This window comes from Limimaricola soesokkakensis, assembly GCF_900172345.1.
GTDB lineage: Bacteria > Pseudomonadota > Alphaproteobacteria > Rhodobacterales > Rhodobacteraceae > Limimaricola > Limimaricola soesokkakensis.
The window spans coordinates 545235-559732 of record NZ_FWFY01000001.1; the positions used below are offsets into that span (position 1 = coordinate 545235).

At 68.2% G+C, this 14498-nt stretch carries 14 protein-coding genes; 8 read left to right on the forward strand and 6 right to left on the reverse strand.

Annotation, left to right across the window (positions count from 1 at the left end; genetic code table 11):
• Positions 1–2: 2 nt before the first annotated feature.
• On the reverse strand, positions 3–1034 hold the full coding sequence (locus tag LOS8367_RS02565) for a branched-chain amino acid ABC transporter permease (protein WP_085894864.1): 1032 nt from the start codon (positions 1032–1034) through the stop codon (positions 3–5).
• A 115-nt stretch (positions 1035–1149) separates the two neighbouring features.
• Positions 1150–2493, reverse strand: coding sequence for a substrate-binding protein (locus LOS8367_RS02570; protein WP_085894865.1), 1344 nt, complete (start codon positions 2491–2493; stop codon positions 1150–1152).
• Positions 2494–2721: 228 nt separating this feature from the next.
• On the opposite strand from LOS8367_RS02570, the gene LOS8367_RS02575 reads away from it, so the two are divergent.
• From LOS8367_RS02575 to LOS8367_RS02595, 5 genes are all read left to right on the forward strand, one after another.
• The gene (locus tag LOS8367_RS02575) at positions 2722–4047 is read left to right on the forward strand and encodes an XRE family transcriptional regulator (protein ID WP_085894866.1); all 1326 of its coding nucleotides are present in this window, start codon (positions 2722–2724) and stop codon (positions 4045–4047) included.
• A gap of 78 nt (positions 4048–4125) precedes the next feature.
• Positions 4126–4494, forward strand: coding sequence for a response regulator transcription factor (locus tag LOS8367_RS02580; RefSeq protein ID WP_085894867.1), 369 nt, complete (start codon positions 4126–4128; stop codon positions 4492–4494).
• A complete protein-coding gene (locus LOS8367_RS02585) occupies positions 4481–4747 on the forward strand; it encodes a hypothetical protein (RefSeq protein WP_085894868.1) in 267 nt (88 codons plus the stop codon). Before LOS8367_RS02580 ends, LOS8367_RS02585 begins: the two co-directional genes overlap by 14 nt.
• Before the next feature lies 1 nt (position 4748).
• The gene (locus LOS8367_RS02590) at positions 4749–7436 is read left to right on the forward strand and encodes a sensor histidine kinase (RefSeq protein ID WP_085894869.1); all 2688 of its coding nucleotides are present in this window, start codon (positions 4749–4751) and stop codon (positions 7434–7436) included.
• Between the two features lie 53 nt (positions 7437–7489).
• A complete protein-coding gene (locus tag LOS8367_RS02595) occupies positions 7490–8374 on the forward strand; it encodes a flagellar motor switch protein FliM (protein ID WP_085894870.1) in 885 nt (294 codons plus the stop codon).
• A 10-nt stretch (positions 8375–8384) separates the two neighbouring features.
• Here LOS8367_RS02595 and LOS8367_RS02600 read toward each other — a convergent pair whose 3' ends face one another.
• Positions 8385–8840, reverse strand: coding sequence for a protein tyrosine phosphatase family protein (locus LOS8367_RS02600; RefSeq protein ID WP_085894871.1), 456 nt, complete (start codon positions 8838–8840; stop codon positions 8385–8387).
• A gap of 90 nt (positions 8841–8930) precedes the next feature.
• Here LOS8367_RS02600 and LOS8367_RS02605 point away from each other — a divergent pair, with 90 nt between their 5' ends.
• On the forward strand, positions 8931–10247 hold the full coding sequence (locus LOS8367_RS02605; RefSeq protein WP_085894872.1) for an enoyl-CoA hydratase/isomerase family protein: 1317 nt from the start codon (positions 8931–8933) through the stop codon (positions 10245–10247).
• Here LOS8367_RS02605 and LOS8367_RS02610 read toward each other — a convergent pair.
• Positions 10234–10449 carry a hypothetical protein gene (locus tag LOS8367_RS02610; protein WP_085894873.1) on the reverse strand — a complete coding sequence of 72 codons (216 nt, stop codon included), beginning with the start codon at positions 10447–10449 and terminating at the stop codon, positions 10234–10236. The genes LOS8367_RS02605 and LOS8367_RS02610 overlap by 14 nt on opposite strands.
• A 154-nt stretch (positions 10450–10603) precedes the next feature.
• Here LOS8367_RS02610 and LOS8367_RS02615 point away from each other — a divergent pair, with 154 nt between their 5' ends.
• Complete coding sequence (locus LOS8367_RS02615) at positions 10604–10867, forward strand: DUF2312 domain-containing protein (RefSeq protein WP_085894874.1); 264 nt, start codon at positions 10604–10606, stop codon at positions 10865–10867.
• A 24-nt stretch (positions 10868–10891) separates the two neighbouring features.
• Here the strand turns inward: LOS8367_RS02615 and LOS8367_RS02620 are convergent, their stop codons facing one another.
• Positions 10892–11770: a hypothetical protein gene (locus tag LOS8367_RS02620; protein ID WP_085894875.1), complete on the reverse strand. Its 879-nt coding sequence runs from the start codon at positions 11768–11770 to the stop codon at positions 10892–10894.
• 167 nt (positions 11771–11937) lie between these two features.
• Here LOS8367_RS02620 and LOS8367_RS02625 point away from each other — a divergent pair, with 167 nt between their 5' ends.
• Positions 11938–13593 carry an ABC transporter permease gene (locus LOS8367_RS02625; protein WP_085894876.1) on the forward strand — a complete coding sequence of 552 codons (1656 nt, stop codon included), beginning with the start codon at positions 11938–11940 and terminating at the stop codon, positions 13591–13593.
• A 725-nt stretch (positions 13594–14318) separates the two neighbouring features.
• On the opposite strand, the gene LOS8367_RS18970 is transcribed toward LOS8367_RS02625, so the two are convergent.
• Positions 14319–14498, reverse strand: a 180-nt coding sequence (locus LOS8367_RS18970; RefSeq protein ID WP_165761370.1) for a hypothetical protein, incomplete at its 5' end; no start/stop codon positions are given.

Consider the following 14498-nt stretch of genomic DNA (forward strand, 5'->3'; position numbering starts at 1 on the left):
GCTTAGTCCTCCATCACGCCACGGCGGCCCATCAGGCCGCGGGGGCGCGTCAGCAGAATGACGATGGCGACGAGGTAAATGATGATCTGGTCGATGCCGGGCAGCAGCGACTTGACCTCGTTCATCGAGGCAAAGCTCTGCAGGATACCGAGCAGGAACCCGGCCAGCACCGCGCCGGGCAGCGACCCCATGCCGCCGACCACGACGACCACGAAGCTCAGCACCAGGAAATCCATGCCCATGTGGTAATTCGGGCTGAGGATCGGCGTGTACATCACCCCCGCAAGACCCGCGACCGCGGCCGCAAGGCCGAACATCAGCGTGAAGCGGCGGTCGATGTCGATGCCCAAGAGCCCCACCGTCTCGCGGTCGGCCATGCCGGCGCGCACCACCATGCCGAATGTGGTGAATTGCAGGAAGGCGAAGACGGCGGCGATGATGGTGCCGGCAAAGAAGAAATAGACCAGTCGCCAGTAGGGATAGATGATCGTGAACGGGTCGAAGCCGAGCCAAACGCCGATGTCGAGGCTGCCGCGAAAGGTGCTGGGGGCCGGGGTCGGGATTGGATTGGCGCCGTAGAAATACTTGATGATTTCCTGCAGCACGATGGCGAGGCCGAAGGTGACGAGGATCTGGTCGGCATGCGGGCGCTTGTAGAAATGCTTGATCAGGCCGCGCTCCATCGCGAAACCGACGAGGATCATCACCGGGATGGCCAGCAGGATCGCCAGGGGCACAGCCCAATCGACGATGGTGGCGCCGATCTCGGGGCCGAACCAGTTTTCCACATAAGGGGTCTGCACCTTCAGCGGATTGCCGAGGAAATCGGTGCGTTCGGGGTCGATGGTGGTGACGCTGATCGTCAGGATCTTCTGCAGCGTCACGGCGCAGAAGGCGCCGATCATGAATAGCGCGCCGTGGGCGAAGTTCACCACGCCGAGCGTGCCGAAGATCAGCGTCAGGCCGAGCGCGATTAGCGCGTAGGCCGAGCCCTTGTCGAGCCCGTTCAGGATCTGGATGAGTATGGCGTCCATGGTCCCCGTCCATATGTGAGGATGGTCAAGCCGCCCCCAGTCGCGCGCCGGTCAGGGGCACGCGTCGGGAGGGACCGGCCGCGCGCCGCGCGGCCGGTGGTGTCGAAGGGGGGCCTCAGGCCCCCGGGTTGCACTCGCCCAGCGCACCGCCCGCGAACATCGGGTGGTCGTGCGGGTAGGTGACCTGCTCGGTCGGCGTGACCTCGACGATTTCCACGAGGTGGAACTCGTCCTGCGGGCTCTCGGCGCCCTTCACCACGACCACGTCCTTGAAGCACTGGTGGTCGTCGGCGCGGTACAGCGTCGGACCGTTGCCGAGCCCGTCGAACTCGTAGCCCTCCAGCGCCTCGACCACCGCGCAGGGGTTGAAGTCGCCGGCTCGCGCCACGGCATCGGCATAGAGCAGCGTCTGCACGTAGCAGGTATGGGCGGCCTGGCTCGGCGGGAAGCCGTATTTCTCGCCGAAGCTCTTCACGAAGGCCTGTGTGCCGGCATCCTCCAGTTTCCAGTCCCAGTTCTGCGAGCCGGGGATGCCCTTGATCGCCTGGCCGGCGCCGCGTGCCATCAGTTCGGAGTAGAGCGGCACCACGATCTGGAAATCCTTGCCGTTCGCCTGGCGGTCGCGCAGGCCGAACTGCACGGCTTGGGTCAGCGAGTTCACCATGTCGCCGCCGTAGTGATTGAGCACTAGCACGTCCGCGCCCGAGTTCAGCACCGGCGCGATGTAGGAGGAGAAATCGCCGGCGCCGAGCGGCGTGCGCACCTTCTCGGTGGTCTGCCAGCCCATTGCCTCGGTCGCCGCAGCGATCGATTCCTCCTGGGTCCAGCCCCAGGTGTAGTCGGCGGTCAGGTGGTAAGCCTTGCGGTCGGTGCCGTAGAGACCCTGCAGCACCGGGGCCAGCGCCTGCGCTGACATGTAGGCGTTGAAGAAGTGCCGGAAGCCGTTGGCCTTGCGATCCTTGCCCGTGGTGTCGTTGGAGTGGGTGAGACCGGCCATGAAGATGACGCCGGCTTCCTGGCACAGGCCCTGCACCGCGATCGCCGTGCCCGAGGAGGAGCCGCCGGTGATCATCACCGCGCCGTCCTTCTGGATCATCGACTGCGCCGTGGCGCGGGCGACGTCGGACTTGGTCTGGTCGTCGCCGGTGACGTATTCGACCTTCTTGCCGAGGATACCGGTGCCGTCGAGCGCCTGGCTCGAGAAGGTCTGCAGCATGCCGCCATCGCCGCCGCCATTGAGGTGCTCGACCGCGAGTTCGAGAGCGCGCAACTCGTCGGCGCCCTCGTCGGCATAGGCTCCGGTCAGCGGAACGTTGAAGCCGAGAGTGACGCTCGACCCGGTCGGTTCGTTGGTGAAAGCCGATGCGCGCGAGGTGAAGATCGTCGGCAAGGCCAGACCGGCGCCGCCCACCGCGCCGGTCTTCAGCAGCCCGCGCCGCGAGAAGTTCTGTCGTCTCATGTAGTCTCCTCCCTGAAGTTCCGGTCGACGCGGCCGGGACCTCCTCCGCCCCCGCGCGCCGCCACACCTATCAGTGCAGCCCGAGTATCGGGGCGAAACTGAAAACGAGGCAACAAATCCTTGGAGACAGGGAGTTTTTCTGTAAATTGATCGACATGAAAGTGCAAAAAGCTGTAAATTCATTTTCTCGCGAACGCAGCAAGCCCTTGATCGGGCTAGGCCTTTGTTATGGCTGAACCATCCTCGCGCCGCATGCTGGCAGGCGGTCGGATCCGGGCCCGGCGGCTCGATGCCGGGATGGCGCAGGCCGAACTCGCGCGGCAGGTCGGGATTTCGCCTTCATACCTCAATCTTATCGAGCATGATCGGCGGCGGATCGGGGGGCGGCTTCTCAATGCCTTGGCCCGGGCGCTCGATCTCGAACCCGCGCAGATCGCTGAAGGCGCGGGGGGCGCGCGTGTCGAGCGGCTTAGCGCGGCAGCCTTGGCGCGCGGGCGTCCGACGTCGGACGCCGAGGCTTTCGCGAGCCGCTTTCCGGACTGGGCGGCCCTGGTCGAGACGCAAGCCGAGATGATCGAAACGCTCAAGGCGCAGGTCGCGGGGCTGAGCGACCGGCTGGCGCATGATCCTGAGCTTTCGGCCTCGCTGCATCAGGTCATCACTGCCGCCACGGCGATCCGCTCGACCGCCTCGATCCTCGCGGGGAACGAGGCTCTCGACCGCGACTGGCAGGCGCGGTTCCACCGCAACATCCATGCCGAGAGCCTGCGACTGGCCGAAAGCAGCCGCAGATTGGCCGGCTATCTGGAGGCGCCGGGTGAGGGTGACGGGGCAGGCGCCGCGGCGCTCTCGCCGCTCGACCAGGTCGAAGCGGCGCTCGACCGGCTCGGGCATCACGTCCCGGCGCTCGAGGGCCCTGACCCCGCGATGAGCCCGGAAGAGGTGGCGAAGGGCGTGTCCGGACTGGACGAGGCGGCGCAGGATATCCTCACCGTCTGGCTGAGGACCTACCGCGCCGATGCGGCCGCGCTGCCGGTCGAGACCGTGGCGCGGGGCTGGCGCGAAACGCCGGAGCCGCTGGCGCTCGCGTCGCGTCTGGGCTGCGCCTTGCCGCGACTGTTGCGCCGCCTCGCCGCGCTGCCGCCGGGGGCCGGGCCGGCACGCGCCGGGCTCGTCACCAGCGACGCTGGCGGCGCGCTGGGGCCGCGCCGTGCTCTCGACGGGCTGACCTTGCAGCGCGGCGCCGTAGCCTGCCCGCTCTGGCCAATATATGAGGCGCTGTCGCAGCCTGGCCGGCCCTTGCGCGCGCTGGCGATGATGCCCGGTGAGACGGCCTCGGCCGCCCTGTGCTATGCGGTCTCGACGATTGAGGCTGGCCCTGATTGGACGGCGCCGCCTCGTATGGTGGCGGTTATGCTGATGCTGCCCTCGGACATCGCTCCTGCGGAGACCACGCGCCGCGCCGTCGGTCCCGGCTGTAGCCTGTGCCCGCGCGACAACTGTCCGGCGCGTCGCGAGCCGTCGCTTCTGCCGACACCGTCGCGCATGCTTTGACACCGCCCCGCCGGGTGACGATAGTATCCTCGCGGCCGCGCACCGGGGGAGAGGCGTGGCCCGGGGGAGGGGTCGTTCATGGCCAGACGTGTCCTGCTGATCGAGGACGAACCGAACATCATCGAGGCCGTGAGCTTCATCCTGTCGCGCGACGGCTGGACCGTGCACACCCATTCCGACGGCGCCAGCGCCGCGGAGCGGGTCCGCGCGCATCCTCCCGATCTCGTGATCCTCGACGCGATGCTGCCGGGACGTTCGGGCTATGACATCCTGCAGGAGCTGCGCGATGCCGAGGAAACGCGCGGCATTCCGGTGATGATGCTCACCGCGCGCGGTCAGGCCCGCGACCGCGAACTGGCGCTCAGCCTCGGCGCTACGCATTTCATGACCAAGCCCTTCTCGAACGCCGAGGTTCTCGACCGGGTCCGCGCCCTTGCCGGGGGGTGAGGACACGCGCCCCGGGCGGCGGCCGATCTTCCTCGCCCGCGCCTCCTATCGCCGTCGCAGGCTGCGCGACGCGGCGCTGCTGGCGCCGCTCGCGGCGGGCTTTCTCTGGGCCCTGCCGCTCCTGTGGCCCCGCGGCGATACGCCGGCCTCGCGGGTGCTGGTCTATCTCTTCGTGACATGGGCGCTGAGCGTGCTGGTCGCGGTGCTGCTGGCGCGCGCGCTGCGCCGTGCCGCCCGCGCCGAGGAGAGCTGAGATGCTCGGCTTCAACGGGCTGGTCGGAATCGCGCTGCTCTACGTGGCCTTCCTGTTCGGTGTCGCCTTTGCCGCCGAACGCCGTGCCGCGCAGGGCCGAGATGGCTGGCTCCGAAGCCCTTGGATCTACACGCTGTCGCTGTCGATCTACTGCACCGCCTGGACCTTCTACGGGGCGGTCGGATACGCCGCGCGCTCCGGCCTCGAATACCTGACCATCTATCTCGGCCCAAGCCTCGTGATGCTGGGTTGGTGGTGGCTCCTGCGCAAGCTGGTGCGGGTCGGTCGGGCGCAGCGTATCACCTCAATCGCCGACCTGATTTCCTCGCGCTTCGGCAAGTCGACGCTGCTGGGCGTAATCGTCACCTTGCTCGCGGTGGTCGGTGTCACCCCCTATATCGCGCTGCAGTTGCAATCCATCGCACAGTCGCTCGATGTCTTCGCCGGACCCGGCGACACGGCGGCGGATGGCGGTTCGGTGGCACTTTGGTCGGCCATCGGGCTGGCCTTGTTCACCATCCTCTTCGGCACCCGCAATCTCGACGCAAACGAACGCCACCACGGCATCGTCATGGCGATCGCGGTCGAGGCGGTGGTCAAGATCGGCGCCTTGCTCGCGGTGGGCATCTTCGTGGTCTGGGATCTGGGCGGCGGCCCTTCGGCGATGCTGGAGCGGATCGATGCCTCGCCAATCGCCGCCTGGGAGCAGTCGGGCGGGCGCTGGATCGGCTTCACCCTGCTCTCGGCGGCGGCGCTGCTCTGCCTGCCGCGCATGTTCCAAGTGCTGGTCGTCGAAAACGCAGATGAATCGCACTTGGGCACGGCGAGCTGGGCCTTTCCGCTCTACCTGCTGTTGATGAGCCTTTTCGTGGTGCCGATCGCCGTGATGGGGCTCGAGCGTCTGCCCGACGGCTCCAATCCGGACATGTTCGTGTTGACGCTACCCTTGGCCGAGGGGCGCGACGGGCTGGCGGCCTGGGCCTTTCTCGGCGGCTTTTCCTCGGCCGCCTCCATGGTGATGGTGGCGACCATCGCCTTGGCGACCATGGTGTCGAACCACATCGTCGTGCCGCTCTGGCTGCATGCGCGGGCGCAGGGCGCGGTGATGTCCGGCGATGTGCGAGGCATGGTGCTGATCTCGCGCAGGCTGTCGATCCTCGGCGTGCTGGGGCTGGGCTATCTCTATTTCCGGCTCTCGGGCGGCGGTGCCGCATTGGCGTCGATCGGTCTGGTGGCATTCGTCGGCGTTGTTCAGGTGCTTCCGGCGATGCTCGGCGGGCTGTTCTGGCGCGGCGCCACACGCAACGGGGCGGCGGCGGGGCTCGTGATCGGCTTCGCGGTCTGGCTCTGGAGCATGTTCCTGCCCAGCGTCGGCGACGGCACGGCGATCCCGGCCGCCGTAATGACGCAGGGGCCATTCGGGCTGGCATGGCTGCGGCCGCAGGCACTGTTCGGGGCCGAAGGGCTCGACCCGGTTCTGCACGCGGCGCTGTGGTCGCTGGTGCTCAACAGCATGGCCTTCGTGGCGGTGTCGCTGGCGAGCTTTCCGGGTCCGGTGGAGCGGCTGCAAGGCGCGCAGTTCGTCGGCGTGTTCGACCATTCCGGCGGACCAGGCGGATGGGCTCGCGGTGCCGCGGATGCCGAAACCCTGCTGGTCATGGCGCAACGCATTCTCGGATCCGCCGAGGCGCAGGCGATCTTCGCGGGCGCCGCTGCGGCGCAGGGGCGCGACGGTGCCTTGCCCGACGTCACGCCCGAATTTATCCGTGCGCTCGAGCGCGAGCTTGCCGGCTCGGTCGGCGCGGCGACGGCCCATGCGATGATCGGCCAGATGACCGAAGGCGCGAGCGTGACGGTCGAGGAGCTGATCGCCGTGGCCGACGAGACGGCACAGATCATGGAATACTCCGGTCGCCTCGAACAGAAGTCGGCCGAGCTGGAACGCACCGCCATGGCGCTGCGCGAGGCCAATGCGAACCTCACAGCGCTCTCGGTGCAGAAGGACGGCTTCCTGAGCCAGGTCAGCCACGAATTGCGCACGCCGATGACCTCGATCCGTGCCTTTGCCGAGATCCTGCGGGAGGGCGGGCTCGCCCCCGATGAGCAGGCGCGGTTCGCGGCGATCATTGGCGACGAGGCGGGACGGCTTACGCGGCTGCTCGATGATCTGCTCGATCTCGCGGTGCTGGAGGCGGGGCAGGGGCGGCTCGATCTGCGGCGCGTGGTGTTGGCCGAGGTGCTGGACCGGGCATTGGCCGCCGCCTTGCCCGATCCCGGCGGGCTGCGGCTTCTTCGGGACCGCGCCGCCGAAGCGGTGGAGATAGAGACCGACCCGGATCGGCTGGCGCAGGTCTTCATCAACCTGATCGCCAATGCCCGAAAATACTGTGACGCGGCAGAGCCCGAGCTGCGTATCGTCTGGCGGCCCGAACCCGGCGCCGTCGATTTCATCGACAACGGCTCGGGCATTCCGGCCGAGCAGGGGCGGGTGATCTTCGAAAAATTCTCGCGGCTGAGCGACCCCGGCCGCGCCGGTGGCGCCGGGCTTGGCTTGGCGATCTGTCGCGAGATCATGACGCGCCTGGGCGGCGCGGTGCGGCACCTGCCGGGCTCCGAAGGCACGACCTTTCGGGTCGAGCTGCCGCGAAACGCTGCGGCATTAGCGATCGATCAACCGGTCGCGGTGTAGATCTGCGCTTGGCAGCGGTTCGTTTCGCCGCTGCCGTGGGACGGGATGGCCGAATGATGTTGGAGAGCGTGTTGCGCAGGTTGGTAGGCGGCGAAACCGGCGCCGCGCCGCCTCCTGCATCAGAGGGCGCGTTGGGGCTGGCGCTGGCGCGCGCGGCGCAGGACAGCATCGGCCTGCCGCTCGTCACGCTTAGCGTGGCGCGCGGGTCCGAGGAGCGCGCGCAACTCGTGGCCGGGCTCGATGCGTCGGCACTGCTGGTAGGATTGGGGCCACCGGGGGCGATTACCGGCTTGGCCGCGATCGAGCCCCAACTGCGCTGCGCCGTGGTCGAGAGCCAGACACTCGGGGCGCCCCGCGGAAGCGCGGTCACGCCCGGTCCCGTCACCGGCACGGAGGCGGCGATGATGGCGCCATTGCTGCATGGGCTGTTGAGCCGTCTGGCGGCGCTCGACATGCCGGGTCTGCCGCCGATACGCGACGTACGACCTGGCCAGCGGCTGCCGGATGCCCGGGCGGCGGGGCTGATTCTGCCGGAGGCGCGTTACGGACGACTGAGTTTCGAGGTGGAGATCGGTCCGGCAAGCGGTCGTTTCGGACGTCTCCTGCTGGCGCTGTCGGAACCTGCCAAGGCCGCCGATGACACCGGGGCCGAGCGGTGGCAGAGGGCTTTGCGAGAAACGGTCTTGCAGGCCCCGGCCGAGCTCGAGGCGGTGCTTCACCGATGGCGTGTCCCCGCGCGAGAAGCCGAGGGTTTCGCCCCGGGCGACCTCGTGATGCTGCCGGGCGTGGACCTGTCCGCGGTGCGGCTAGAAGACGCCCGGGGGCGTGAGGTCGCCAAGGTGAGGCTGGGGCAGCGGGCAGGGCTGCGGGCGGTGCGCCTTGCCCCGCCGGAGCCTCAGGAAGACCTGCCGGAGATCCCGCCGCGGCTTCCGGGATGAGGGTATGAGCTCACTCTTCGGGTGCGGCGTCGTCTTCGCCTTCGTCTTCGCGCAGGGCTTCGAGCTGCGGGCGCAGCCGCTCGAGGTCATATCCGGCCTTGGCCGTGGCGGCGATGATCTCGTCGGTTCCCTGCCGTCCGACTTGGCCCAGGGACCAGACGATCGAGGAGCGGGTGCCGGAGGCGCAATAGGCCAGCACCGGGCCGTCGGAACTATCGAGCACCTGCATCTGCCGGTCGATGATCTCGCGGTTCAGCCCCTGGTGGGTCACCGGGTTCGTGGCAAAGCGCAGGCCGGCCGCCTCGGCAGCGATGCGCAGCGTCTCGGCCTGCAACTCGGCGGGCACCTCTTCATCCGGACGGTTGCAAAGCACCGTGGCAAAGCCTGCCTCGGCGATGGCGGGAATGTCCTCCGGCTCGATCTGCGGGCTGACGGCGTAGTCGGGGCTGATGCGGCGTATATCCATGGCGGATGATTACCGCGCCGTCACGCGCGCGTCCAGCGGCGTTGCGCCTTGGCCATCTCCTTGGGACGGCGACCGCGCGGGGCCTTGCGCATGGGCGATCCGCCGCCGATCATGGTCACAACTGGGCAGAGAGGGATGGCGGCGATGGGTGGCGGGCCGGTCACGACACGGATCACCGACCAGATCGCGGCGGTGACGCTCGATCTCCCGCCGGGCAACGCGCTCGGCGCCGATACGCTGCGCGGTCTCGCGGCGGCGCTCGACGGGATCGAGGCCTCTCTTGACACCGCGGAGGCACCGCGCGGCATGGTGCTCGGCAGCGCCAACGAAGTGTTCTCGGTCGGTCTCGACCTGCGCGAGATCGATGCCGAGGCCGCTTCCGGGACGCCCGCCTTGCACGAGATCTGCGCGCGGATCGAACGCTTGCCGATCCCGGTGGTGGCGGCGCTGCCGGGCAGCGCCATCGGCGGCGGGGCCGAGCTGGCCCTAGCCGCGCATTACCGACTGGCCGTGCCCTCGGCCCGGATCGGTCTGCCGGACATCGTTCTCGGCCTGCCGCCCGGGGCGGGGGGCGGACAGAGGCTCGCCGCCCTGTGCGGAGCCGAGACGGCGCTCGATATGCTGCTGCGGGGCCGACCGATCACGGCGCAGATGGCGCGGCAGGCGGGGCTGATCGACGGCGTGGTGGAGGAGGACATCGATGCCTCGGCTCGCGCCTTGGCGGCGCAGCTCGCCGCAGCGGGCATCCGGCCCCGGCCGGTCGCCGGTCGCCGCGAGCTCATGGTCGATGGCATGGCGTGGCTCGATGCGGTGCAGCGCCGCCGCCGCGCCACCGACGGCGCGCCGCTGCGCAGCGCCTCGCGCGTCGTCGATTGCATCGAGGCGGCGCTGCTGCTGCCGGCGGCCTCGGCCCTGCGTTTCGAGCGGACGGCGCATCTGGACGCGCTGGCGGACCCGCAATTCGCGGCGCTGCGCCATGTCTACTTTGCCGAAAGGCGGATTTCGCCGTCGCTGCTCGAACGGGACGGCGGAACCCCCGCACCGACCGCTCAGGGGCGCAGCCTGCTGGCTGCGCTGGGCCGCGGCGGCGAGGGGCTGGAGGGCGAAATGCGGCTCGCCGCGGCTGTGGCGCAGGGCGCGCGTCTCCTTGCCGCCGGACGCGTGGCGCGCAGCGCCGATCTCGACGCGCTGGCAGTGCATGGCCTCGGCTGGTCGCGGTTGTCAGGCGGGCCGTTTCACGCGGCGCGGAGCTTCGGCATGGCCGAACTCGTGGCCATGATGGAAGACTGGGCCGGGGCGAACCCGGTGTTCGAGGTGCCGCCATTGCTGCGCGCGTCGGTCGATACGGATGGCGATCTCGATGCGGCGCTGCGACGCGGCCGGGTGGCCGAGATCAAGACAGGATGATGCCGACCACGACCATCATCAGCCCCAGCATCGACAACATCAGCGCCCCGATGTTGAGCGGCACCACCCGCGCCAGCCGCGCCCGCATCTGCGCGTCGTCGAGGCCCTGACGCCGCAGTCGCATCACCGCGAGCAGGCTCCACAGGATGGCGGCGAAACCTGCCAGCGTGATCGCCGCGCCGATCCAGATGACGATGTCCATGCCAGCACTCCCTGTTTTTCGCAGATCGGACTAGCGCCAGCGGCGATACGGCACAAGCCCGCGCGCCGTCGCGGCAGGCTGGACCGGGCGCTTGATGCCGCCCCGGCCCGGCGCTAGGGAGAAGGCCCGACCATCGGCCCATCAGGAGACCCACATGAGCGACGCATCCGTGATCGACGTGCAGAGCAACGCGGCAGGCGAGGAGCTGCGCCAGTTCATCGAGCGCGTCGAGCATCTCGAGGCCGAGAAAAAGGACATCGCCGAGCAGATCAAGGAAGTCATGGCCGAGGCCAAGGGCCGCGGCTACGATACTAAGGTCATGCGCAAGGTGATCGCGCTCAGGAAGCGCGACGCCGACGACATCGCCGAGGAAGAGGCGGTGCTCGACATGTACAAGGCCGCGCTCGGCATGAGCTGAGCCCGACGGGGGCGCCATCGCATCTCAGGGTGAGATGAAGCGCACCCCCTCCATGGCCGCGATACGCTTCAGATCGGCTTCGTAGATCGCTGTCAGCTCCGCCACGAGCGCGGCATCCCAGCCCGGCAGGTCGATCACCGTCTCGACCGCATCGTCGCGGGCATATTTGTCGAGAAAGGCCGAGACGATGCGCCGGTGCTGCGCAGCATTGGCCGGCGGGTGTTTGTCGAGATAGGCGCGCAGCCGCGCGGCCCCCTCGGGGCGCATGATCTCGTCCACCAGATCATGCGCTCCCTCGACCGGGCTGTCGGATGCCATCCCGGCCAAGGCCCGGACCAGCTCGGGCCATAGCAGCGCCGAATCCTCGTCGCACCAGACCGTGAGCTGCGCGCGGGGCGCCGCTTCGCGTAGCCGCACCAGCACGTCCGACCAGAGAATCGTGCGCGGATCGAGATCGGCCATGAATTCCTCGAAGGCTCGGCCGCGCGTCTGCTCCCAGCAGGCGGGGAGAAAGCTCGCCGGGTTGCGGATGCCCAAGAACAGCTCGATCCGGTCGTCGGGAAACAGCGTCGCGAGCGCGCGCGCTTTGAAGCCCGCGAGCTCATGGAAGCAGCCTGCGTCGCAGATGCGGGCTGGGGTGCAGATGAAAGCCGGGTTGCCCAGCACCAGCCGCTCTGTGGTTTCGCCGTGATCGATGATCGCATCGACCAGCACGTCGCGCGTGCCGGGCTCTGGCTCGGCGCCGCGCAGGTGCTGGATCGTCTCGCGCAGCAGGCGCCGGTAGCGCGCGGGTCCCGGCACACGGATGCCCCGTTCCGCCAGCGTCGGCTGGTTCTTGGTCACCGACTTCAGCAGCCGGTCGTCATCGGTGCAGTTGGCGCCGATGTGAAAGGCGATCTCCATGCGCGCGTGGTCCCTTTCCCGCCTGTTGCGGGGCTGTTTTCTTCCGCCGGGGCGGTCATAATCCGTCGGCCGGTCCGGGCGGTGCGACGCCGGCCCCTCCGCCCATGTTCCGGCCAATATAATGAGTTGTCTGGACAGCGAAACCGCTATGAGCTACCGCCGCATCCATGTCCGATAAAACCAGTCAGACAATCGCTCCCGGCGGCGCGTGGCGCAGCTTCGATCCATGGTCGGTCGGGGCGGTGTCGATCGCGGCGCTGGTGCTTTTGCCCGTGATTTCGGTGGTCTGGCTTGCCTTCCATCCCGAAGACAACATCTGGCCGCATCTGCTTTCGACGACGCTGCCGCGCTATCTGGGCAACACGGTGCTGCTGATGCTGTCGGTCGGCGCGATCACGGCGGCCGTGGGGGCGGGAGCGGCATGGCTGGTGGTGATGTATCGCTTTCCAGGTCATTCCTGGCTGCAATGGGCGCTGCTGCTGCCGCTCGCGGTGCCGGCTTATGTCGGCGCCTATGCGCTGGTGGATTTCCTCGAATATGCAGGTCCGGTGCAGACCGGCCTGCGCGGCCTGATGGGCTGGCAGGACGCGCGCGACTATGCCTTTCCGCAGATCCGATCACGAGGCGCGGCGATTCTCGTGCTTTCGGCCGCGCTCTACCCCTATGTCTACCTGCTCGCCCGCGCGGCGCTGCGCGAACAGTCCGGCGCCGGTTTCGAGGTGGCCCGCGCGCTGGGCGTGGGGCCGTGGGGCCGGTTCTTCCGGGTCGGGCTGCCGCTGATCCGGCCGGCCATCGCGGCGGGCGTCGCGGTGGTGATGATGGAAACGGTCAATGATTTCGGCGTGGTCGATTATTTCGCGGTGCAGACGCTGACCACCGGCATCTTCACCGTCTGGTTGCAGGCGGGCAATCTCGGTGGTGCGGCGCAGATCGCGACGCTGGTGCTGGCGATGATCGTCTTTCTGGTAACCTTGGAGAAGCTGAGCCGCAGGCGGCTGCGTTTCTTCGGCTCGGCCCGCCAGCCGCGCCCCGTGACACCGATGCGACTGAGCGGCGGTCAGGGCATCTTGGCATTCATCGCCTGCCTGCTGCCTTTCCTTGCGGGGTTCGTGCTGCCGGTGGCGGTGCTGGCGAGCCACGCGCTCGACGCCCACGAATGGGCGGCGCCGGGGCTGAGCCGGGCGCTGTTCCACACGCTGGCCACGGGCGGCACCGCGGCGTTCCTGACCGTTCTGGCGGGGCTTTTCATGGTCTATGGCACCCGGCTCTCGGGGCGCCGCCTGCCGGTGCTGCTGCTGCCGGTGACGGCGATCGGCTACGCGGCTCCGGGCGCGGTGCTTGGGATCGGCATCCTGATTCCGCTCGCGTTCTTCGACAACGCCTTGGCCGACGCGATCCTCGAACTCACCGGCCGCGATCCCGGGTTGATCTTCACCGGCACCGCGGCGGGGCTGGTCCTGGCCTATTGCGTGCGCTTCTTCGCCATCGCGCAAGGCACCGCCGACGCGGCCTTGGGCCGGGTTTCGCCCAGTCTGCCGATGGCCGCGCGTTCGCTCGGCCAGAGCGCCGGGGGCACCTTGCGGCGCATCCATGTCCCCTTGATCCGGGCCAGCGTCGGCTCGGCGCTGCTGCTGGTCTTCGTCGACTGCATGAAGGAACTGCCGGCGACGCTGCTGCTGCGGCCGTTCGGCTATGACACGCTGGCGACGCGGGTGCATGCCAAGGCCAGCCTCGAGAACATTGCCGAGGCGGCGCCGGCGGCTTTGATGATCACAGCTGTCGGTCTGGTCGCGGTCGGATTTCTGGCACGGGCCAATCGCTGACAACGGTGGATGTCTTAGCGGCGGCAGAGGGCTGTGGGTCGTTGCTCGACCGTGCCCATTGCGGTTTGGTAGCTTGGACTTGGTCCTGAGACTTCCGATCGGGGCTATGGATGTGCCTTGGTCCGTACTCCCCTGACCTGCAAGGTCGGGGAGGGGCAATTGGACGAATGATGGCTGGAGATCCTCGACGGCCAGCCGCTTTCGTCAGGTCGTTTTTACCGGGAAAGTATCGCGATTGCGCCGGCGTTTGGCTGCGCTGTCGTCTCGCCAGAGAGCCCCAGACCCGCTGCGTCAAACTGCCCATGACTGTCGTCGAGAGGCGGGATATGGCAGCGAACGTATGGCTGGCGGATCAGTGACTGGTAGCTCAAGCCAGTGTTCGAGTTCCGGTCAACTGGCTTGGTCGTGCCTGAAGTCTCTCTGTATCACATCCGACAACTTATGAGATGAATTGATCAGGCGGCGGGGTAGGAAGTCACCCTGTTCGTAGGTGCCGTGTCCTAACCTATCACAGCTTGGAAATTCGTGAGGTTTCGACGTATCGCCTGCTAAAGCCTTCAAATCACTACTTTGCGACATAAGCAGTAAGCGGATCAGAAGCCTATGGGTGATGCGGGGCGAACTGCCGAGCACTCAAGTGCCATTCCCAATGCCCCGCAACGCCAAGGAACATGGAATGGCATACGCCCCCGGCCGCTTTTCCGGCCGGGGGCGCATGCGTGGGCTCACAGTGTGAGCGCGCTTCCGTCGTCGAGCACGAGGACCAACTCGGGCGCGTCGCCGCTGTCGAAGCTGCTCGCCACCCGGCTGCCGCTGCCCGCGACGATGAAGGCCAGGGCGGCGTTCGTGGCCCCGTCGGCGCCGATCACCGTTTCGATCAGCCCGCTGATGTCGGGCGTCCGGTA